18 protein-coding genes are annotated in these 21,936 nt (G+C 38.3%); 17 read left to right on the top strand and 1 reads right to left on the bottom strand.

Translation table 11 applies throughout. The features are described 5' to 3' along the window. The first annotated feature begins 2 nt into the window (after nt 1-2). The 13 genes from CFS60_RS04345 (at nt 3) to CFS60_RS04285 (ending at nt 13,415) form a co-directional block, all read left to right on the top strand. Nucleotides 3-404: a hypothetical protein gene (locus CFS60_RS04345; protein WP_088815446.1), complete on the top strand. Its 402-nt coding sequence runs from the start codon at nt 3-5 to the stop codon at nt 402-404. 17 nt (nt 405-421) lie between these two features. Next, entirely contained in the window at nt 422-931 is a 510-nt protein-coding gene (locus CFS60_RS04340; protein WP_088815445.1) for a phage major tail protein, TP901-1 family, read from the top strand. A 30-nt stretch (nt 932-961) separates the two neighbouring features. Next, nucleotides 962-1,333: a tail assembly chaperone gene (locus CFS60_RS04335; RefSeq protein WP_088815444.1), complete on the top strand. Its 372-nt coding sequence runs from the start codon at nt 962-964 to the stop codon at nt 1,331-1,333. A 38-nt stretch (nt 1,334-1,371) separates the two neighbouring features. After that, entirely contained in the window at nt 1,372-1,749 is a 378-nt protein-coding gene (locus tag CFS60_RS04330; protein WP_088815443.1) for a hypothetical protein, read from the top strand. Beyond that, complete coding sequence (locus CFS60_RS04325; protein WP_088838875.1) at nt 1,750-4,911, top strand: phage tail tape measure protein; 3,162 nt, start codon at nt 1,750-1,752, stop codon at nt 4,909-4,911. Beyond that, nucleotides 4,911-5,747, top strand: a complete 837-nt coding sequence (locus CFS60_RS04320; RefSeq protein WP_088815441.1) for a phage tail domain-containing protein — start codon at nt 4,911-4,913, stop codon at nt 5,745-5,747. Before CFS60_RS04325 ends, CFS60_RS04320 begins: the two co-directional genes overlap by 1 nt. A 15-nt stretch (nt 5,748-5,762) precedes the next feature. Then, the gene (locus CFS60_RS04315) at nt 5,763-7,811 is read left to right on the top strand and encodes a phage tail protein (protein WP_088838874.1); all 2,049 of its coding nucleotides are present in this window, start codon (nt 5,763-5,765) and stop codon (nt 7,809-7,811) included. After that, nucleotides 7,798-9,405 carry a BppU family phage baseplate upper protein gene (locus tag CFS60_RS04310; RefSeq protein ID WP_088815439.1) on the top strand — a complete coding sequence of 536 codons (1,608 nt, stop codon included), beginning with the start codon at nt 7,798-7,800 and terminating at the stop codon, nt 9,403-9,405. The genes CFS60_RS04315 and CFS60_RS04310 overlap by 14 nt, the downstream gene beginning before the upstream one ends. 31 nt (nt 9,406-9,436) lie before the next feature. Next, complete coding sequence (locus tag CFS60_RS04305; protein ID WP_088815438.1) at nt 9,437-9,814, top strand: hypothetical protein; 378 nt, start codon at nt 9,437-9,439, stop codon at nt 9,812-9,814. Nucleotides 9,815-9,836: 22 nt separating this feature from the next. Beyond that, the gene (locus tag CFS60_RS04300; RefSeq protein ID WP_088815437.1) at nt 9,837-10,130 is read left to right on the top strand and encodes a phage holin; all 294 of its coding nucleotides are present in this window, start codon (nt 9,837-9,839) and stop codon (nt 10,128-10,130) included. Between the two features lies 1 nt (nt 10,131). Then, complete coding sequence (locus tag CFS60_RS04295) at nt 10,132-11,151, top strand: GH25 family lysozyme (RefSeq protein ID WP_088838873.1); 1,020 nt, start codon at nt 10,132-10,134, stop codon at nt 11,149-11,151. A 120-nt stretch (nt 11,152-11,271) separates the two neighbouring features. Then, nucleotides 11,272-13,083, top strand: a complete 1,812-nt coding sequence (locus tag CFS60_RS14015) for a glycohydrolase toxin TNT-related protein (protein ID WP_244169923.1) — start codon at nt 11,272-11,274, stop codon at nt 13,081-13,083. A 2-nt stretch (nt 13,084-13,085) separates the two neighbouring features. Further along, a complete protein-coding gene (locus tag CFS60_RS04285; protein WP_088815435.1) occupies nt 13,086-13,415 on the top strand; it encodes an Imm59 family immunity protein in 330 nt (109 codons plus the stop codon). Nucleotides 13,416-13,496: 81 nt separating this feature from the next. On the opposite strand, the gene CFS60_RS04280 is transcribed toward CFS60_RS04285, so the two are convergent. Continuing rightward, entirely contained in the window at nt 13,497-13,715 is a 219-nt protein-coding gene (locus CFS60_RS04280; protein ID WP_088815511.1) for a competence protein ComK, read from the bottom strand. Nucleotides 13,716-13,947: 232 nt separating this feature from the next. Here CFS60_RS04280 and CFS60_RS04275 point away from each other — a divergent pair, with 232 nt between their 5' ends. From CFS60_RS04275 to CFS60_RS04260, 4 genes are all read left to right on the top strand, one after another. Beyond that, nucleotides 13,948-14,184: an IDEAL domain-containing protein gene (locus tag CFS60_RS04275; RefSeq protein ID WP_088809370.1), complete on the top strand. Its 237-nt coding sequence runs from the start codon at nt 13,948-13,950 to the stop codon at nt 14,182-14,184. Between the two features lie 148 nt (nt 14,185-14,332). After that, nucleotides 14,333-17,812 carry a helicase-exonuclease AddAB subunit AddB gene (addB, locus tag CFS60_RS04270; RefSeq protein ID WP_088838872.1) on the top strand — a complete coding sequence of 1,160 codons (3,480 nt, stop codon included), beginning with the start codon at nt 14,333-14,335 and terminating at the stop codon, nt 17,810-17,812. Beyond that, a complete protein-coding gene (gene addA / locus CFS60_RS04265; protein ID WP_088838871.1) occupies nt 17,809-21,489 on the top strand; it encodes a helicase-exonuclease AddAB subunit AddA in 3,681 nt (1,226 codons plus the stop codon). The genes addB and addA overlap by 4 nt, the downstream gene beginning before the upstream one ends. 57 nt (nt 21,490-21,546) lie before the next feature. Next, nucleotides 21,547-21,909 carry a YisL family protein gene (locus tag CFS60_RS04260; protein ID WP_088809367.1) on the top strand — a complete coding sequence of 121 codons (363 nt, stop codon included), beginning with the start codon at nt 21,547-21,549 and terminating at the stop codon, nt 21,907-21,909. Nucleotides 21,910-21,936: the final 27 nt, after the last annotated feature.

Genomic DNA, 21,936 nt, shown 5'->3' with positions numbered 1-21,936 from the left:
AAATGACTATACCGATGATAGCACCTGAACAAGAATTGTTTGATGCTTTTTTTATTGCATTAGAAAAGGAAGGCTACCGAGTATTTGACTACTTGCCACCGAAAGAAACAAAATATCCCTTCGCAGTTGTTGGAAATACACAGTTAGTTGCAGAGGCAAACAAAAGTTACATTAGCGGAAATATTAATATTTTGCTTCACGCTTGGGGAGAGCAAAAGCAAAGAAAACAGGTGAGTGATATGCTTACCTGTTTTCTTATGGTTGCTAGAGAACTAAAACAAACGGACCATTATAAATTTCAAGCAGTTTTTAATTCGGCAAGTAGCCAAATGGTGGGTGACACTTCTGTCGCGGACACGTTTTTATGGCACGGGGTTTTTTCGATTGATATGAGATTAATTTAAGAATGGAGTAGATAAATATGGAATACACTGCAAAACAAGGTACAAATACATTTCTAGCTTTTCGATTGTTAAGTACAGCGGCAGAACAAACGGGAATTAAACTAGCGCTTCAAACTACGCATAATTTTACTCGCTCGCGCGATTCAGATTCAACAGCGACTAAAGACGGAAATGTCAACTCAACTTCACCTTTAACTGTTGAAGCGAGTGTGGAGAATATTCTTAGCGATGATCCGTTGAATGATTTACTAATTGAAGCGATTGAAAAAGATGAGATTGTGGAAATTTGGGAGATTGACCGTTCTAGCAAAACAACTGAGGGCAAGTATAAGGCTTGGTATTTCCAAGTAAATGTTACAAATATAGAAGAAGACCATGATGCTGATGGAAATTCGACAAATAAAGCAGACTTTAGCGTTATTGGAAGCGGAGCAAGAGGAGAGTTAACTCTTACTGCTGACCAAGAAGAAGAAGTAAGCTACGCTTTCCGCGATTTATCTGTGTATACAGAAGTACCAACAGCGTAACCTAAAAATTAAAAAATAAGGAGCAATAAAATGGAACTGAAAATTAATAATACGGTATATATGTTTAAATTTGGAATTGGCTTTGTTCGTGAACTCGACAAGAAATATTCAATTAATCAAAATGGGCTTAAATTTGGGTTTGGATTGAATGCAACATTACCGCTTTTACTTAGCAATGATGTGGTTATTCTTTCTGATATTTTGAAAAATGCAAACGCAACAGAAACGCCGAAAATTTCACAAAATGAGTTAGATTCTTACTTAGAATCTTGCGACAACATCGAAGAAGTGTTTGAAGGTGTTCTTAAAGAATTACGAGAATCTAACGTGTCAAAGTTAGCATTGAAGACAGCGGAAGAGAACCTTCAAACAGCGCAATTGAATCAAGCGGAGGAAGCCTAACCGATATAAGGGAAGAAAGCGAGCGAGTTTACCACGAAATGTTAGTAAATTCGCTTCGCTTTTTAGGTTTTCATGCTATCAACGAAATAAAACGAATGACGCAGGTTGAATATGAAATAAGAATGGAAGCATTCCGTTTGAAATCGCTTGATAAAGAGCGAGATTTGGCAATGTCAGCTTGGTTTAATCAAGTTGTAAAAGCGACTAAAGGCAAAACAGGAAAACCAGTGTATGAGAGGTTTTCGGATTTTTTCAATTACGAAAAAGAAGAAACTAAAATTAAGCAGTCTTTCAATCCTCAATACGTTCCATACAACGAAAAAGGTACAAAGAAACTACTTGAACAAGAAAGACTGAGGAAAATTAGAAATAATTTAGCAGAGTACAGGCAGAAAAAGCAGGAAGAGGTGAGGTGATTGGGGGAATCTTATTCTGTTACAGCGGTACTTAAAGCAGTTGATTCAAGTTTTAGCCCTGTTTTTAAAAACGCACAACGTACTGTTGAAGCTTTTAAAAAAGGAACAGAAACTAGCATGGGAGCAGTTGGGAAAACACTTGGAAATGTTGGAGGTAGCCTTACAAAAGGGGTTACACTACCGCTTATGGCAATGGGAGTGGTAGCGAGTAAAGTATCAATGGACTTTGGTGCGCAAATGTCGCGCGTTCAAGCGATTTCAGGTGCAACAGGTAAGGAGTTAGAAGCACTAAAAAAACAAGCTATTTCCTTAGGGGCTAAAACAGCTTTTAGCGCTAAAGAAGCAGCGGAAGGCATGGAGAATCTAGCAAGTGCAGGTATGAAGCCACAGCAAATTATGAAATCAATGCCAGGCGTTTTAGATTTAGCAGCTGTATCCGGTGGAAATGTTGCAAATGCGGCAGAAAACGCGGCTGTTGCGCTAAATGGATTTGGTCTAGAAGCGAGTAAATCGGGTCACGTAGCAGACGTTTTTGCACGTGCAGCGGCTGATACAAATGCAGAAGCAAACGATATGGGCGAGGCGTTAAAAATGGTAGCTCCTCAAGCGCATGGAGCAAGGCTATCACTTGAAGAAACAGCAGCAGCCATTGGTATGTTATCCGATGCAGGTGTAAAAGGGTCAATGGCGGGTTCGAACTTGGGTATGGCACTGACGAAAATTCAAAATCCCTCAAAAGCAGCGGCTGACGCAATGGCTCAAATCGGGTTCAATGCTTATGATAGCAAGGGGCGCATGAAGTCACTTTCTACACAAGTTCATGAACTGAAAGGCAAACTTTCTGGTATGACTGATGAACAAAAAGGCTATTACATTTCTCAAATGTATGGTGTTCAGGGTGGGCGCGCTATGAATATCCTCCTTAATGCGCAAAAAGGAAAGCTAGACAAGCTAACTAAAAGCCTTGAAAATTCAGATGGGTCAGCGGCTAAAATGGCTAAAACTATGCAAGATAATGCTAAATCTGCTATTGAGCAACTTGGAGGTTCATTAGAATCGGCGGCAATCACGATAGGGGATAAGTTAGCGCCAACAATTAGAAAAGTAGCAGATTTTATCGGGAAAATGGTCGATAAATTCACAAATGCGTCACCACAAGTTCAAAATTTTATCTTAACTTTGTTAGGGATTGCGGCGGCAGTTGGTCCAATCATGCTAATAACTGGAAAGCTTATGATGTTTACAGCAAATGTTAAGACGGCGGCAACAGCAATTGGATTGCTTGGTAATTCGGGCAAGTCCATTTCATTATTGAGTAAAGGATTTGGACTGTTAAAAAGTCCAATTTTTTTAGTTATAGCGGCAATTTCTTTATTAGTTGTTGGATTTGTTCAGCTTTATAAGCATTCAGAAACATTCAGAAACATTATAAAAACAGTTGGGGACGCGCTTAAGAAGGCGTTTTCAAATCCTGACGCACTAACATTTGGTCTTGCAGGTGGCATTACAGCTTTAATTGGTTTGTTTATGAAATTCGGTAAACAAATATTAGGTGCGTTGAATCCATTCAAAGCTTTTTCAAAAGTGGGTTCAAAAATGGAAGGGACTTTCTCTTCTCTAACTAAACCACTTTCATCATCAACAAAAAGCATGGGTGGGATGGGTACCTCACTTGTTAAAATTGGCGCTGTTATTGGACTAGTAACAGCGGGAATTGGTGTGTTTGCGGCTGGGATTGCTAGGCTTGCAGAGACTGGAACGAAGGGTATTGTTGCTGTCACAGCAGTTACTGTAGCGATTGCGGCACTGGCTGGTGTATTTGCCTTGCTGGGACCAGCCTTAACAGCTAACGCTTTAGGTATTGGTGTATTTGGTGCGGCAGTTGCTGCTATTGGTCTTTCGATTGCGGCGGCAAGCGCAGGACTTGCCATGTTAATAAATGCAATTGTAACACTTAGTGCACATATGACCGAAATAATTCCAACGCTGACAACTTTAGGTGTTGGGTTTGCGAATATGATTGTTGGATTTGTAAAAGTTATCAATGCGAACATGCCTTTGATTATCAATACATTTGTAAATATGGTGACTACTTTCTTGACTACTTTAGCAAATGCGATGCCTCAGCTCGTGCAGGCAGGGATCCAAATGATTCTTTCGATTCTTAGCGGAATTGCGGCAAATATGGGTAAAATTACTACAAAGGCTATAGAAATTGGTGTGAACTTTCTTAATGCGTTAATTAAGAAACTCCCTGCTTTAGTAGAGGCAGGCGTTAAATTTGTTGTGAGCGTTCTAAATGGAATTGCTAAAAATATCGACAAACTTGTAACAGCAGGCGCAAATTTAATTGCTAAATTTTTGAACGGTATTGCTAATAATTTAGGAAAGATTGTAAACGCAGGTGTGAATATCATTGTTAAATTTTTGAACGGTATTGCTAAGAAAATACCTGCAATTGTAAGCGCGGCAATGAATTTAGTTGATGCAATGGTTCGCGGGATTGTCCAAACTTCAGGGAGATTGCTTGATGCTGGTATAAATTTAGTAAACGGACTAGCCAACAAGATCAGTTCTAGGCAAGGAGCAATAAAATCAGCCGCTTTGAATCTACTTAAAGCGATTATAGGCGTTTTCGTCCCTGATTCTCTAGTAAATGCTGGTAAAGCAATTATTAATGGATTTTTAAAAGGATTGAAATCGGCGTTTGGCGGTGTTAAGAAATTTATTGGTGGAGTAGCAGATTGGATTAAAGACCATAAAGGACCTATAAGTTATGACAGAAAGTTGCTTATTCCAGCAGGAAACGCTATTATGCAAGGCTTAAATAAAGGATTGGAAAATGAATTTAAAAACGTCATGGGGACCGTCAAAAGCATGACAGGGTCAATTTTTGATGCTTTTTCTTCTCAATCTCAACTAGATTTCACTTCACTTTTTCCAGAAAACGGAAAAATAAAGGTCGAAACTGAACTATCAAGAACAGTTAACACAAATTCTAATGACATTGGAACTGGCACATATCCAAATGAATCAGATGAAAGACCTATCGTTGTTAATGTGCACCAAGATTGGACAGGGGACAAAGTGCGGACATGGCTTAAGCGTGAAGACGCAAAAGCTCGAGTGAAAATAAATACTATAAGAGGTGATGGACGTTGATGGATTTATTAATTAAAAACAAAAAAGAAACGGTTTTTTTATCTGATCTTCAAATAAAAGTTTTTAATATTGAAGTTTCATCACCCGAATTAGCAGTATCACAAAAAGATATTCGGGCAAGAAGCGGATTTGTAACAACAAATGTAAAAAGAGTTTCCAAAAAAATTAAAGTTAGTGCAGAAATAGAAGCAAATTCAAAAAGAGAAATGCAAGAAAAACGTGATAGGCTTTACGCTTTACTTTCAAGCGTAAAGCCTTTTCAAATAACAGAATATGATTTTGAGGGCTTTGGTCTATATTCTTTTCGAGATTTAACAATTTTAACAAATCGAGAATCAGAAAGAATGAAATATTCTTATCCGTATCACTATAAAGTGTATCTAGATTCAGTAATTAAACCAGAGTTAAAAAATGCTACAGAAAAGAAGCTTGTCTATAGAATAGAACTTTCGTTTACAACTAGTGATTTGCCATTTGGAGAATCAGACGAGAAAACAGCGCTTGTTCAACATGAAAAGTTTCAATATATGGGCACGGTTGCATGTAATCAGCTAGAATCACCTTTTACACTGAAAGCAACTGCTTTGAGCGATGGAACAAATGCAAATTTCACTGTAAATGATCGAACGTTAATATTTACTGGCGCTTATAAACAAGGTGATGTTTTTGAATTTAACGGTGTTTCAAATTTGCAGAATGCTATAAATATCAACGATAAAACAAACTATGAATATTTTGTTTTAGTTCCGTCATTTAATTATTTCAATACAGTAACAACAAATAAACTTGATGATTTCAAGCTAGAAGTTGTTAATTTCAAAGAATTATATGCGTAAAGGTGGTGGATATCATTGTATTCATTTTATGACCCTCTAGGAAAGAAAGAATATTTAGCACAAGCGGAGATTAACTTCACGCACAGCGTTAACGGAGAAAAATCCATTTCTGGGACAGTTGAATTAGATTCTAGTGTTATTGATAAAATTGATAAGCGTTGGTCACTAGTTTTTCAAAACGAAAAATATGTAATTACTATGACGTACCGTGAAGATGACGGCGAGACTGTCATATTAGAATTTGAAGCAATACATGAGTTTTTCGATGTGTTCAATAAGTCAGTTATTGATACTTCAACAACTGGATCACACCCGTACAAGTGGTATTTAGAACAGCTTTTTGCTGACACAGGTTATTCTTATTTACTTTACGTAGACGTTGAGGCATTGGACAAAGAAAACTGGGGCATGGACACAAAAATGAGTTTGTTTGCGGACATCATTAACGCGGGTGATGTTGAATATGAAGTTACTGATAAGGTTGTTCATATTTACGATAAAATCGGTTCTGATCTTTCGACAATTGTAAGAAAGGGTTTTAATTTACAAGATTTCGGAGTAGAAGCCGACTTTTCAAATTTCATTACTTACATGAAAGGATATGGAGATTACTTTGATGAAAACGACCAAACAAAGGGACGTTTGACGGTCGAATATACTTCGCCACTTGCAGCACAGTACGGCATTCTAGCAGGAAAGCCCTACTCCAACGAAAATTTTACGATCAAAGAAAACTTAGAAGCAAAAATAAAAGAACAGGTGGATAATTCGCTTTCTGTTAGTCTAAATTTAACGGTTGAGGACCTACAAGAGGCAGGATATCCATATGCAATGCCAAAATGTGGCGATTACATTACTGTTATAAATGAGCTAATGAATTTTCAGCAAAAAGTAAGAATCATAAGTGTTAAGTCTAGCTATGACATCGACAACACTAGAATTAGCATTGATGTGACTTGTGGCAGTCTGAACATGGCTGATAAGAATGAAGCCACAGACATTTCAAACGGAAATGCAATTGATGACATTATCAATGGGACGGGTAAAATTCCTCCTTCATGGCTAACAGATTTTATAGTTTCTGCTTCGGAGGCTTTAAATAATGCTAGAAGCGAGCTTAAATTTACTGAGCAAGGAATCGTAGCAATTGAAAAAAATAACGCTAACAACCTTGTCGTTTTAAATTCTTCTGGAATGGGTGTTTCGACAGATGGTGGGAAAACTTACGAAAGTGCAATAACTGCAATGGGCATTAATGCCAAAGCAATTGTTGCAGATACTTTCAAAGGAGTACGTATAGAAGGAGCAGAAGGTTATTTTGATGTGATTTATTCAAGTTTTATGCCACCGTTGCCATTTCCGCAATATCGGCAGGAATTAAGCATTGGCTCAGGTAACGCATTTAGCCTGTCAGCTAAGAAAGATGACCAGCCTTATCCAGCCATGCAAATGCGATTAAATACCAGTGGCGATTTAGGGTTTGTAATTGAGGCTGTAAATGAATCTACAGGGGTTGTTGATCCTGATAGAGTTGTTAGGTTATCACCGTTTGCAGGCATTGAAACCCCGTTAATTCAAAGTTCTGGCTGGTGTAGCATCGGAGCAGATGCTGATGGGAAAGTAATGTCTATTGACCGTACGACATGGACAAGCGGAGGGGGTTCAATTCGTTATGTGCCGCATCGAGCGTTAACGTTTGAGTCTGCTTCTTCTGAAAAATATAAAACGAACATTCGAACTTTTAAATCGAAAACATTTGGGAAGTCAGCGACAGAGGTTATAAAAGAAACACACGTTTATACGTATACGATTGAAGCAGATGAAGCGGAAGAAAAGCGAATAGGTTTTATTGCGGAACAAGCATCAACTGAATTAACGAGCGAGGATAACAAATCAGTTGATCTATATAAATCTGTAGCGTGGCTGTATCAATATGCGAAAGAAAAAGAAAGTGAAAATCAAGCGTTGAAAGAAGAAGTTGGCGAGCTTAAAAAACTCGTTTTAAATTTGTCCGAAAGAGTTTCAAAACTTGAGGAGGGAGGCAATACGAATGGCATTACGTAAAATTGAAGTGACAATCGACATTAATAATAGAACGTGGAATCATGTGCCTATCGAGCTTGTGCAAGGGGATGATAATTCACTCGAACTTATTGTTAAAACGCAAGGGATAGAAGAATCACTTGAAGAAGCAACAATTACATTTTTCACACTGATAGCAAATACTAATAACTATGTATCAGATTCTACTATTAAACCAATTAATTTAGCAAATGGTGAATTTAGTTACACATTCCCCGCTCAAGCTACACAATTACCGGGATTATACGATACTGCAAGATTTATTATTACTAGAACTGGAGAAAATGGGGAAGAGCTATCAAGTATGTTGCGTTTTAGTTATACAGTAAAAGCGGATCCATCCCAAGGAGCAATAGCAGCAGAAAGCTGGATTAGTGATTTTCAAAATTTACAAAATGCTATCACTGGTATGCAAGATGAACTTGACTTAAATGACGCAAGACAAGACGAATTACAGCAATCTATGGATATTTTGAAAAATGAAATATCTCAAAGCGGTTATGTAAGCAAGCAAGGCGATAACATGACTGGAACAATTAATTTAGGCGCTCAAGAAGCGTTAAATGTTCAATTAGGAACAATTAGGCATTATGTTGGCACTGGGTTAACAGCGGGGACAGAAATTACTTTTATGATAGGTTATGATAGTTCAAATTTCGCTACTGAAAATACTCTCACGTTTGTCGTTGGTGGCGATTCAGTCGGCGATTCTCGTTATTCGATTTCAAGCTACAGTGATGGCTATGTGTACGGATATGCACCAGCAGACTTCATTTGGTGTAAATCGGTAGTAAATGGCGCGTCTAGAATAGGGAAAACTGTCACACCCAAAAATTTAATTTCGTTATCTCGCAATGGAATGAAGGGGCTTATTACTGTAAATGACTTTGACATTTATACAAAAGAAAATCAAGTTCAAGAGTATCTCTTGACTGATTCAGCAGGTAAGCTTTTGATTAAGCAACAAGTCGACTTTAACAATCTCGATGCAAGTATAACCTCAACGTTTCATGGATATGTGAATCTTTCTAAAAATGTTCCTTTTAATTTAAACGCAAATGGTTATTTAGACGTGCAAATGCATTCAAGTGGTTTTGCGAAAGCCACTTATCAAGCATATGATTCTAATGTTGTGATTTATAATCGACGCGAGGGCGACAGTTGGACTGGGTGGGAGATGCAACAAATTAATAACGCGCAATTTCAAGCTTTGCTAAACGACGCATTAACAGTTCAAACAGTGAGTTTAACTACTTTAAACGGATTTACTGCATTTATACCAGTAACAGCAAACTACACCAAGTTTGGAAACCGCTATCTCGTTCATATCTCTGGAATTGTTGGAGCGGGAACAAGCTCGGGAACAGGAGTGTGCGCAATAGTTCCCGATTATTTACAGCCAGACACAAGCTGGAATAAGGTATTTCCTGCGGCACAACAGTCCACTTCTGCATCTAATCAATCAAATGTATACTTGAGTGCGGCCGGTGAAATTAAAATCGTGGCAAGTGGTGCGCCAACGGTCAATGTCGGTTTAGACAGCATTTCATATTTCACAAAGGTGATAACGAATTGATGTTTATCTAATTGGGAAAGAGGTGGTGAAGATGAATCAAGAAGTAAAAATTTCTAATGCGGATTATCTCACTTTAAATAAGCGAATTCAAAGCAATGAAAAATGCGTGGAATCGCTAAAAGAAGACCTTCAGCAGTCCAATGCGGTTATAAGTAAAATGCAAGAAGAGTTTGAAGAGGTCAAACATAACCGCGTGTTAAACGAGGACACTCTTTCGCTCATGATGGAAAACGCCGTCCGCAACGGTCTTGGAGAGGTCTTGAAAGAAATAAAAGACCACGAAAAACAAATTCACGAGTTAAAAATAGATAAGTATAAAATGTCTTATCGCATCATTGTTTGGGGATTTAGCGTTGCGGGGGCGGTCGCTATAACTTATTTTGTCACTCGGTTTTTGCACGGATTATAAAATGTTAAGGAGTGTTTAAAAAATGAAAATCAATTGGAAAGTACGTTTCAAGAATAAAACATGGGTAGTGGCGATGATTGCCGCTATCTTTTTTGTTATTCAAGCGGGGCTATATGTATTCGGCATTACGTGGGATTATAACGAGCTCTTGCAACGTGTAGTTACAGTCGTTACTGGTCTGTTTGCTGTTTGGGGGCTTATTATTGACCCGACGACGGCAGGAAGCCCTGACAGCCCACAAGCCTTAGAATACGAAAAGCCACGATTAGATACCGAAAAGCTCGATAAAAAAAATCAAGCTAGGAAGGTGAGATAAAATGGCCAAAATATTAGACGTCTCCCATCACCAAATACCAAGTGATTTTGATTGGGCTAAATTAAAGCGGGAGATAGACGGGATTATTATCCGCGCACAGTTTGGGAGTAATCTGATGGATCGTCAGTATAAACATTTTGTCGCAAAAGCAAAACAATATAAAATTCCGTTTGGGGTCTATGCGTTCGGCATGTTCGTATCGGTCAATGACGCGAAAGTGGAAGCCCGCGACTTTTTAGCACGTAGCGATTCAGAAGCAAAATTCTTCGCGCTAGATGTTGAAAAAGAGAGCATACAAGCGTGCGGCAAGAAAAACCTTGCGGCTGCATCACAGGCTTTCCTTGATGTCCTAAAAGCGGCAGGAAAGCGTACAGGTTTTTATTATGAGCATAATATGATTGGGGCATATGGCTTGGAAAATGTAAAAGCTGATTTCACTTGGATTCCGAGATATGGGACAAATAACGGTACGAAACAAAGTCAATATAAACCAAAAGTCAAATGTGATTTGTGGCAATATACTAGTACAGGTATCGCAGGTAATGGTAAACCTGTCGACTTGTCAGACCTGAACAGCGACAAGCCTATCAGTTTCTTTTTTGGCAGTACTAGCAACGCAATCAGTGCAAAAGTGCAGGACGTTGCACCGCTGTTATTGAAGCCGCAATTTAAAGGGCAAACACCCATTAGATTATGGCGTACAGGAACGAGAATAAAAGTGTATCGACATTCCAAATACTGGTATAAAACGTATGTTAATGTCAACGGGAAAATGACGCTTGGCTACGTTTACCATAGTTTTCTAACTAAAGTAGGGAAGCCGAACAGAAAAGGGCAGATTAACGCAACTGTGAAAGCCTTCGCTATTTTTTGGGATAATGAAGAATTGAATGGCGGTCAAGTTTTGACATATAAACCCGGAGCGAAATTGAAGCATTATCCTACGAGAAACGGCTTGAAATCAGCGTATTTTTTAAAACAGAAAAAAGTATTTTACACAACGACTTATTGGCTTAAATAACCCTTCGCCTCGTCCTTATGGATGGGGCGTTTTTTTATGTATTTCTATTAAAAATTCACAAATCATCTGCATGCTATTTTTTTCTATGTTAAACTAGAAAGACAGGAGGTGAATTTTTTAATGAAAGATATACATTATCAGGAAGATGACTTTGAAAAAGCGAAAAAAAGCATCGGAGACCTCATCGGAAAGGGTGCTTGGGGAAAGGGCGCCATCGACTGTTTAAAAGATGCTTCTAAGAATTTAGAAGAAGTAGAAAAAGATATTCGTACATATGATTCAGACGGTGCCATTTCATTTCAACATACGAACCAAAAAGCCCAGTACCAAGAGCTTTTCGAAGATTTCGATGTCCTCTACCGCTTTTCCGACCAAATTGGCGAAATCGTCAAAAATACGATCGACCGCCCCTTTTATGAAAAGCTAGATGATTTTGTGGAAGGGATGCGCAACCTAGATGCCACCACTTTCACAACAGAAAACCGCATCGGCGCAACAAGAACAAGCATGGAATTTGTCAACAGCTCCACACAAAAACAAGTCGAAGTCCCGAAGAGCAAAGTGAGCCTCGACGATTTATTCAGCGGAAGCACGTTTTACGCCGACCAAATGAAAGCACAGTTTGACGCATGGAAAAAGACCCATCAAGAGAAAGACGTGAGCCGCCAAGATTTCCAAGCCGCCATGCTAAACTCTCGCGCTTTCAGCTATACATCCATCAAAGACGAACAACAGAAGCAAGAATTTTGGGTGAACATCGCCGCCACAGTGGTCATTATCGGGGTTGCCGTCTTCTGTCCTCCCGCCGGCCTTGCCTTAGGAGCCGTATACGGTAGCCTAGAAATGAGCACCGCAATCACTGGAAAAGACTGGGTAAGTGGCCGCGAGCTCGATGCCTCCGAACGCGCTATGCGCGGTAGTTTTGCCTTATTCGACGTCTTGCCCGGCGTAAAAGCCCTATCTGGCGGCGTACAAACCATGCGCTCGGGAAGCCGTTTAGCGAGCCTAAGCGATACATTCGTGCACGGAGTAAAAAGCGCCCCAACCCAACTCGGCGACATCACAAAAATCGGCCAAACCCAAATACGCACACGCATCAAGAGCCTAAAAAACGTCACCCAAGACGCCTTACAAATCGCCACCCAAAAAGGCATCCAAGGTTTAGACAAAGTGGGGCAAACTGCGACAACCATGAAAGGCTCCCTCAATTTGCCTCCAAGGCAAAACCTAGCCTTAGCCGGAATGGGCGGCATCCCAAACCAAGTCCCATCCCAAATCACACAAGGGACGGAAAACCTCAAAGACATCCTCCAGAAATTTGACGTGAACTTGAGTGGCAAAGGAAAGCAGGCGGATGGTATAATAAAAGAAACAAGTAAAGTGTTTGAGCCTGAAAAAGTGACATTGAAGAATGGAGAAACAGCTTATAAATCCTCACGTGGTGAACTTGTAAGGTCTCCTAATTTTCTAGATGAAGCTGGAAAAATAAAATGGCCTGATGCAGATGGATTTGTATGTGATAGTGCTGGGAATCCAATAAAGACCGATGCTAATTTGAAGGCAGGTCAGGTAATTGACAGGTATGGAGATTCAATAGGTAAATTTACAAGTCCAGTCAAGAATGGAAAGATACTTGATTATAATACAAGGGGTCTTCCTTATCATGAAAGTGTAAAGCCATATCATCAATATGAGGTTACAGCAGATATAAATTTAGAGAATGTAAATGAAGCTTTTAATAAATTGGATTTTGATACGCAAGAAGAACTAAGAAAGGTTATGGACGACTACGATTTAAGTTTTTCCGATATAGCTAATCCACAGCAAGGAGAGATTGCAGAAGTTTTTGGTGAAGGCGGAGGAATTCAGATTCAACTGGGAACTGTAGTTAAATGGTATGAAAAACTAGGTCTTTTAAAGGAGCTTAATTAATAATGGATAAAAATATTTCAAACTATAAAAAAATGATAGAAGACGAAATTGAGCTACTAGGTTACACAGATTTAAGATATTCACTTTTTGCAGGTAGAGACAATAATCGTGATGAGTTTCAATTAAGAATAGAATATCTAGATGATCATTTTGAAGTTTACATGACGGGCGAAAGAGCTTCTGTTTCTGGATCAAAAAAATACGATGAATTTTTTCAAGCGTATAAAGATTTTATGTATAGAATACAAAGTAGAGTGATAACAAATAGAAAAAGTGTTAGAAACAATGAACCTCCTGAATATCCTTCATTTTTATGGGATAAAAATATATAAAACAAAAGACCTCTTTGCTTCTAATGCAAAAAGGTCTTTTCATATTTCACTATTTTTAAATGCTAAATTTAAAATCACAGACTAAAATTTTAGTGTATCATGTTGTCTCCTACCATCATAATTCGCACCGAAAAACTTGCAACTGGTTTTAATTAACTCAAATGGGGTAAATTTAGAAATAGAGTCAGACCCAATTTCAATTACCCTCGAAAAAAGTGGACCTCCGGCCGAGTGTGGCAAAATAATCATCGTATGTGGATTCACCTCATAGATTTGTTTCTCTGCTTTCTTGTTTTCCATTTTCATACATCCCTTTCTCGTGATAGTCTTTTTTAATTATGTAAAGAAGTAGTTCACTTCAAAACACCAATGTTAAGGAGTTACTATTTTTTCGTAATTATAGCACAGAAAAAAACGGGAGTCAGTATATTTTGGGAAAGTAGAGTTTTGGAGCAGTACAATGATTTTTGAAGCCAAATTGTGAATTTTCGGAGTTGTTTTCGCCATATAGTAGTGAAAGGAGTGATTAGTCGTGGAAATGCGAGATTTTTCAAACTCATTAATGAATCAAGTTGGCATTTTAAAAGGAGAAAAAGAGTTAACAAACGTCTTTATTGAGTGCTACATGACAATGCTCCTAGATCAGAGGAAAGTAGAACAGTTGAAAAAAGAAGTCGATATTGCTCTCGATAAGAAGGACGAAAAAAGTTTTATAGAGCTTACAAATAAAATAAATGAAATTCAAAAGGAAATGCTAGCATTTCAGTGAATTTTATGAAAAACTAAGGTAAAGAAGAATTTGCCTTAGTTTTTTTATTGTAGCGCTTAAAATTTTATAAATGGACCTCAAAATAATACTAGACGAAGTTAGTATTTTTGGTTAAAATAAAACAAAACGTATGTTCGGTGGTGAGGCTATGAGTTTACAGTTTATATCTGGAAGGGCTGGAAGCGGAAAAACAACTTTTTTGATTGAGCAACTCAAAAAAAGAATGCTAGAAAATCCCAGTGAGAATCAAATTCTCATTGTGCCAGATCAAATGACATATCAAATGGAGCGATTTCTTTTTAAACAAACCGGATTTAAAGGAATGATGAATATTCAAGTTTACAGTTTCAGCCGAGTAGCGTGGCGAGTATTACAAGAAACTGGTGGACTTTCTCGAGTATTTTTGACCCATTCTGGTATGGAGATGCTTGTACGACAAGTTGTGCAAGAAGAAGCTGGTGAGTTGAGGCTGTTTGGTAAAGCTTCTTCTAAAAGAGGGTTTTACAAAGAATTAACTAGTTTGTTCCAAGAATTAAAGCAATACGAAGTAGAATTAGCTGAGCTAAAGCAACAGTCTGAAGAAGCAAATGATTTTGCGATGCGCGAAAAACTAGCAGATATTTCATTAATTTATGAGCGTTATCAAGAAAAATTATTCGGAAAATTTCTTGAAAATGAAGATTATTTACGTTTGTTAAATGAAAAAATGGACAAAAGTCCATATGCCCAAAATGCCTCTATCTATTTTGATGGCTTCGACTCTTTTTCAAAACAGGAAATTTCAGTGATTTCAAAATTTATGGAAGTTGCTAACCAAGTGCAAATTACTTTGACTACAAGTAAGGAAGCTGTCGCTGGACAATTAAATGATTTTGATATGTTTGAATTGACCCGAGAGTCCTTATTACAAATCAGAGAAGCAGCTAATAATTTAGGAATACATGAAAAATCACTTGTGTTTTTAAATACGAACAAGCGATTGCAACACCCAGATCTTACTCACCTTGAAGCAACTTGGGGACAAAGCAGGTCTGCAAAATATGAAGGAGAAATATCTGGAATCCGCCTTCATCAAGCGAATAATAGACATTCTGAGCTAGAAGGAATTGCCCGTGAGGTGAAACGCTTAGTTCGCGAGGAAAACTATCATTTTTCTGATTGCGCCATACTGGTTCGCAATATGGCTGATTATGAAGAAACCATTTCTTCCGTATTTCGCGCCCATAAGCTACCGTATTTTTGGGATAAAAAACGTTCTATGGCAAAACATCCTTTGATTGAGTTTATTCGTTCTAGTTTAGATGCACTAAAACTAAATTGGCAGTATGAAACGCTTTTTCAGACAGTTCGAACAGAGTTTTTCTTTCCAATTGAGAAAGATATTAGTATCTACCGGAAAAAAGTAGATTTATTTGAGAACTATTTATTAGAGAATGGTATTTTTAATCGCGGACGTTTTATGAAAAGCGATAAATGGACATATCGGCGAATTCGCGGCCTTGAAACGAATGTGCAGACGCAAACGGACGCTGAACTCGAAATCGAAGAACAAATCAATGAAGTCCGTAACCTTATTCAAATTCCACTTCTTTTTCTTGAAGATAAATTGCATTCAGCTAAGACAGGAAAAGAATATGCAGAAAGTCTATTTGCTTATTTAGAAAAGCTAAATGTGGCTGAACGTATTGAATTATGGCGTGCTCGTGCAGACGAGGAAGGACTACTTGAACTATCTCGTGAGCATGAACAAGCTTGGCATGCCGTTATCAATCTCCTCGATGAATTTGTGGAATTATTAGGAGATACCGTAATTTCGCTGGATGATTTTATTGAAATTATTCAGACAGGACTTGAGTCGATGGAGTTTTCATTGCTTCCACCTTCTCTTGATCAATTCGTTGTCACGGATATGGAACATGCTCGTTTGTTAGAAGAAAAGATTGTTTTTGCAATAGGTCTTAATGATGGTGTGTTTCCGAAGAAAGTGGGCGATAAAGGCATTATCTCAGACGAAGAACGCGAAACCATGACAAATGATGGAATTGCTTTAAAACCAAGAAGCTATCAATCACTTATTCAAGAAGAGTTCATAGCTTATCGTGTATTTACAGCTGCAAGTGACCGGCTGTATTTAAGCTATCCAATTGCTGATTCAGAAGGGAAATTGCTTTCAGCTTCTAACTATGTACGTAAGATAAAAACGGTGTTTCCAACTTTAAATGAAGAGCTATATTTAAGTGATCCATCACTTTTATCAGAAAAAGAGCAAATGGAGTATATTGCGGGTGAGATGGATGCGCTAGGTTTTCTTACCGCTCAACTACAAATGTATAAGCAAGGATATAAGATTGCGCCAATCTGGTGGGATGTTTATAACATTTTTATTAAGAGTAAAAATAAACTAGCTTTACAAGTGCTTGCAAGTTTAAACTATCATAACGATACAACTAGATTGACCGAGGAGACAGCTACAGAATTGTTCGGTGATAAAATTCATGCCAGTGTTTCTCGTATGGAAAAATTTTTCAGTTGTGAGTTTCAACATTTTGCTCAGTATGGCTTGAAGCTTGAAGAAAGAAAAACATATCAATTACAAGCTGTTGATATGGGGGAAATCTTCCATGGGGCGATGGAGTGGATATCCGCTCAGCTAAAAGAACGCGGCATTGATTGGGGAGCTCTATCTGAAAATGATTGTTTGACTCTAGCTAATCAAGCGATGACTTATTTAGCGCCGAAACTGCAACATGAAATACTTCTTAGTACAAAAAGAATGGCGTATATTCAATATAAGTTGCTTCACATTATTTTACGTGCAACTAATGTGCTAAATGAACAAGCGAAACAAAGTACATTTCGTCCGCTTGGTTTAGAGGTTGATTTCGGTATTGGAAAAAGTATTCCCGCAATGAAGATTCCGTTAAAAGGCGAGCGTGAATTGTTCTTGCAAGGGCGCATCGACCGAATTGATTACGCTAGTGCAGAGGAACGAAATTATCTCCGCATTATCGACTATAAATCTAGCGCACGAGATTTACAACTTCCCGAAATTTATTATGGTCTTGCGCTCCAAATGCTAACTTACTTAGATATAGTCGTGACAAATGCTAAGAAATTAGTAGGAAATGATGCTGACCCAGCAGGTGTTCTTTATTTTCATATGCACAATAAGCTTGTCAGTGCCGATAGTCCATTAGATGATGAAATACTCGAAAAAGAGCTTCAGAAAAGTTTTAAGATGAAAGGAATTGTTTTAGGCGATCCTCTTGCTGTAACGCTTATGGATAACTCAATTAAAGACGGGGGAGCCTCTTTAATTGTTCCTGCCGAAATTAAAAAAGATAACACGCTTAGCGCAAGGTCAAAAACAGCTTCTAAAGAGGACTTTGATTCTATGCGGCATTTTGTTCGCCACAAATATCAGGAGGCTGGAAACAAAATTTTAGATGGGGAAGTAACAATCAATCCGTATCATTTAAAAGAAACAACGCCGTGTAATTTTTGTCCGTTTCGCTCAGTATGTCAATTTGATCCAGGTTCACAAAGTGACAAGTATCGCTATTTGGCGTCAGAAAAACCAGAAGTAATTATTCAGAAAATGAGAGAAGAAGGAGGGGAGAGTCAATGAATCAACTACCTGCTAAGCCAGAAAATGCAACATGGACTGATGAGCAGTGGCAAGCGATTCATGCGAGAGGTCAGAATATTCTAGTTGCGGCAGCGGCCGGTTCGGGGAAAACAGCTGTGTTAGTAAATAGAATTATCGAACGGCTTCAAGATGAAGAAAATCCGTGCAATGTGGACGAGTTACTGGTCGTTACATTTACGAATGCTTCGGCAGCTGAAATGAAACATCGCGTCGGACAAGCATTAGAGAATGCCCTGGTGCAAAAACCGGATTCACTACACTTGAAGAAACAACTGGCACTTTTAAATAATGCATCGATTCAAACACTCCATTCCTTTTGTTTAGATTTAATTCGCAAATATTATTATATTGCAAGTGTCGACCCGGATTTTAGGTTGATGGACAGCATTGAAAGTATGATGTTGCGAGATGAAGTTATAGATAAGTTACTAGAGGAAGAATATGCAAAGCCAAATAATGAAGCTTTTTTCCATCTCGTGGATAGTCTGACAGACGATCGGTCAGACCGAAATTTAACAGAAGTGGTTTCGAAGCTATATGACTTTTCGAGAGCGAATCCAAATCCAGAAAAGTGGTTAAAACAGCTCGTTGATTTTTATGAAACTAAGGATTTGCAAGGGATAAAGGATCTACCATTTTATGATGAAATCATGAATCAGATTCAATTGTCCATTCAACAAGCACTAGGTGCGCTTCAGCAAGGAATGAATATTGCCAAAATGGTCGATGGTCCAGAAAGCTACATAACAAATTTTACAGAAGATATCGCTGAGGTAGAAACGTTGACTGGACTTCTTGACGATGACTGGAACAAACTGCGCGAAGGTTTTTCTCAAGTCGTTTTCGGTCGTTTGAAGCCGCTTAAAAATAAAGAGGAAGTAGATGAACAGTTAGTAAAGCAAGCAAAAAAAGCTAGAGATCGTGCTAAGAAATATATTCAAGATGCAGCGACAGATTGGTTTAAACGTGAAGAACGAGCATATTTAAGCGATTTAGAAAATATGAAGCCAGATGTTGCCACGCTTATTCAACTTGTTCAAAATTTCTCCGAACAGTTTTTTCGGGAAAAAGAAAGAAAAGGTGTGCTCGATTTTAATGACCTAGAGCATCTAGCGCTTGCCATTTTATCAGAAAACGATTCGCCCTCATTTGTAGCAAAAGAGCTCCAAAGTCGCTATCATGAAGTGTTGATTGACGAATATCAAGATACTAATCTAGTACAAGAAACTATTTTGCAATATGTGACTTATTCGGGCGAAGCGGATGGGAATTTATTTATGGTAGGCGATGTGAAGCAATCTATATACCGCTTCCGTCTTGCTGAACCTACACTGTTTATGTGGAAATATGAAAATTACCGACTAGACGGAAAAGATACTGGTTTACGTATTGATTTAGCCAAAAATTTTAGAAGTCGAGCAGAAGTTCTAAATGCGACTAACTTTATTTTTAAACAAATTATGGATAAAGAAGTCGGCGAAATTGCATATGATTCGGCAGCAGAACTTGTTCTTGGTGCTAGTTTCGAAGAACATAATAATACTGAAACAGAACTGATGGTAGTAGACATGAAGAAAAAGTCGCTCGATACAGAAGAGGGCTTATCAAAGGACGAATTACAAAAAAATCAGCTTGAAGCGAGAGCTATTGCCCAGAAAGTCAAAAAGATGATAGATGAAAAATATCCTGTTTTTGATAAATCAATGAAGCAATTTCGACCAATTCGCTACCAAGATGTTGTCATCTTATCAAGAGCGATGACTAGTGCGCCTGACATCGAGGAGGCTATGAGAGAGCAAGATATTCCTTTCTATGCATCTAGCCAACGTGGTTATTTTGAAGCGGTTGAAGTGGCCGTCATGATTTCGGTGCTTAAAATTATCGATAACCCTTATCAGGATATTCCGCTTGCCTCGGTTTTACGCTCACCGATTATCGGATTATCAGAAGAAGAGCTTGCCTCTGTCAGACTGGTTAACAATCGCAGCTATTTTTTCGATGCATTAGAAGAATATGCCAAACAACCAAACCAAACAGCAGAAAAAATAAGCTCTTTTTTAGAAAAACTAGTAAAATGGCGAGAACTTTCCATTCGTGAGAATCTAACAACGCTTATTTGGCAGATTTATGAAGAAACCGGCTTTTTTGAGTTTGTAGGTGGACTTCCAGGTGGCAAAGTGCGGCAAGCCAATTTACAAGCGCTATATGAGCGGGCGGGACAATACGAAAAGACAGCATTTCGTGGCTTATTTCGATTTGTTCGTTTCGTAGAACGTTTAGAACTGCGTGGCGATGATTTTGGTACAGCGAAGGTATTAGGCGAAAAAGAAGATGTTGTTCGTATGATGACCATTCATTCAAGCAAAGGCTTGGAATTTCCAGTTGTTATTCTAGCGGGAGTAGGACGCAAATTTAATATGCGTGATATTAATAGTAAAGTATTGCTTGATAAAGACTTTGGTTTTGCATCAAGTTATACGGACGTTCAGAAACGAATTACTTATCCGACAATCATGCAACAAGTTTTCCGTAAGAAAAAAATAAATGAAATGATTGCAGAAGAAATGCGCGTTCTATATGTCGCTATGACGAGAGCAGAAGAAAAATTAATTATTGTTGGGACGATTCCGGAATGGGAAGAAACATTAGAAAACGCGTTTCAAGTAGCGGAAATGACCGACTGGGTCTTGCCGCCGAGCATTAGAGTGCAGGCAAGAACTTATCTCGACTGGATACTTCAGACGCTAATTCGGCATCCTGATTTTGCGGAGCAGGTTAATAAAACAGCAGGCGTAACATTGCCAACAGATATGAAATTGTGTGTTACGATTATTGAGAAGGAAACTTTGACAGATGATTTTGTGAATGAACAAGCCCAGCCCTATTTGCGCTCATTAGAAACGCTTGAAGAAGTCCCGCTTTCTGGCGGAGCAGAAGGGCAAATTGCTGAGATTTTTTCCTTCAAATATGAGAAGCAAGCAGCAACTGAAATTCGCTCTAAACAGTCGGTTACAGAATTAAAAAGGCAGTTTCAAATTCAAGATAGTTTTAGTGATGACCGCTTTTTGAAAACGTTAAAACAAGCTTCGCTTAAGCGCCCCAAATTTATGCAGGAAAATAAATTAAGCAGTACGGAAATTGGGACGGCAATGCATACTGTCATGCAGGCGATATCGTTTGAAGCGATACCTGATGAGGCAGAATTAGATCAACTTTTAGATGAGATGGTGGCAGAGTACAAATTAACAGAAACAGAGAGTAGAGCAATTCGTAGGCAACAAATCCTTTCTTTTTTTCAAACAGCACTTGGTAAAAAAATGGTTGAAGGGGTGGATCAATTAGCTAAGGAGGTTCCATTTGTGTATCAGCTTCCTGCTAATCGGGTGTCTGAAGGTGCAGACGACGCGGACACCATTTTAATCCAAGGTGTAGTAGACTGTATGTTAATAGAGGATGATGGGATTATTTTGATTGATTTTAAGACGGATCGTACCGAGGGGAAATATGCGTCTAAGGAGCAAATGGAGAAAACCATGCATAGCCGTTATCATACGCAATTGGAATTGTACCGGGAGGCTGTACAAGCTATCACAGGCTTGCCGGTGAAGCAAGCCTCACTGTACTTCTTTGATTCGGGAGAAATACTGGATTTTTGAGGACTATAAGCGTTCATGCTATGATAGAACATATAATAAAAGAGGAGAGGGATTTTTATGTGGGGATATTTACATTTAATATCGTGGGCGGCTATTTTTGTACTGACAATTGCGGCGTTTATTGCATATCCAAAGTCAGAAAAAAGCTTTACGATACTTGCGATGATTAATCGTGTTTTCTACTTGCTTGTTATTTTTAGTGGGATTATGATGATTCAATATAGTGTAGAGAAAGGTTGGCTCATTGCGATTTTTAAAATTTTAATGGGACTTCTTACAATTGGTGTGATTGAAATGTTGCTTAGCTATCGAAAAAAACAAAAGCCGACAGGAATGTTTTTTATATTGTTTTTTGTGGCTGTCATTGTAACGGTTTCTCTTGGGTTTTACCTATCAGGTGGAGCGCCTTTATTTAATTAAAAAAGGACTAATGGAGCTCCCTAAAAG

It is taken from the genome of Listeria sp. ILCC792 (genome assembly GCF_900186135.1).
Lineage (GTDB): Bacteria > Bacillota > Bacilli > Lactobacillales > Listeriaceae > Listeria > Listeria goaensis.
The sequence above is the reverse complement of the archived record's forward strand: the minus strand, read 5'-3'. Positions and strand labels throughout refer to the sequence as shown.

Coding starts and splice junctions, on each gene's coding strand:
- CFS60_RS04345 (WP_088815446.1), top strand. CDS start 3: ATGACTATACCGATGATAGCACCTGAACAAGAATTGTTTGATGCTTTT.
- CFS60_RS04340 (WP_088815445.1), top strand. CDS start 422: ATGGAATACACTGCAAAACAAGGTACAAATACATTTCTAGCTTTTCGA.
- CFS60_RS04335 (WP_088815444.1), top strand. CDS start 962: ATGGAACTGAAAATTAATAATACGGTATATATGTTTAAATTTGGAATT.
- CFS60_RS04330 (WP_088815443.1), top strand. CDS start 1,372: ATGTTAGTAAATTCGCTTCGCTTTTTAGGTTTTCATGCTATCAACGAA.
- CFS60_RS04320 (WP_088815441.1), top strand. CDS start 4,911: ATGGATTTATTAATTAAAAACAAAAAAGAAACGGTTTTTTTATCTGAT.
- CFS60_RS04310 (WP_088815439.1), top strand. CDS start 7,798: ATGGCATTACGTAAAATTGAAGTGACAATCGACATTAATAATAGAACG.
- CFS60_RS04305 (WP_088815438.1), top strand. CDS start 9,437: ATGAATCAAGAAGTAAAAATTTCTAATGCGGATTATCTCACTTTAAAT.
- CFS60_RS04300 (WP_088815437.1), top strand. CDS start 9,837: ATGAAAATCAATTGGAAAGTACGTTTCAAGAATAAAACATGGGTAGTG.
- CFS60_RS04295 (WP_088838873.1), top strand. CDS start 10,132: ATGGCCAAAATATTAGACGTCTCCCATCACCAAATACCAAGTGATTTT.
- CFS60_RS14015 (WP_244169923.1), top strand. CDS start 11,272: ATGAAAGATATACATTATCAGGAAGATGACTTTGAAAAAGCGAAAAAA.
- CFS60_RS04285 (WP_088815435.1), top strand. CDS start 13,086: ATGGATAAAAATATTTCAAACTATAAAAAAATGATAGAAGACGAAATT.
- CFS60_RS04280 (WP_088815511.1), bottom strand. CDS start 13,715: ATGGAAAACAAGAAAGCAGAGAAACAAATCTATGAGGTGAATCCACAT.
- addB (WP_088838872.1), top strand. CDS start 14,333: ATGAGTTTACAGTTTATATCTGGAAGGGCTGGAAGCGGAAAAACAACT.
- addA (WP_088838871.1), top strand. CDS start 17,809: ATGAATCAACTACCTGCTAAGCCAGAAAATGCAACATGGACTGATGAG.
- CFS60_RS04260 (WP_088809367.1), top strand. CDS start 21,547: ATGTGGGGATATTTACATTTAATATCGTGGGCGGCTATTTTTGTACTG.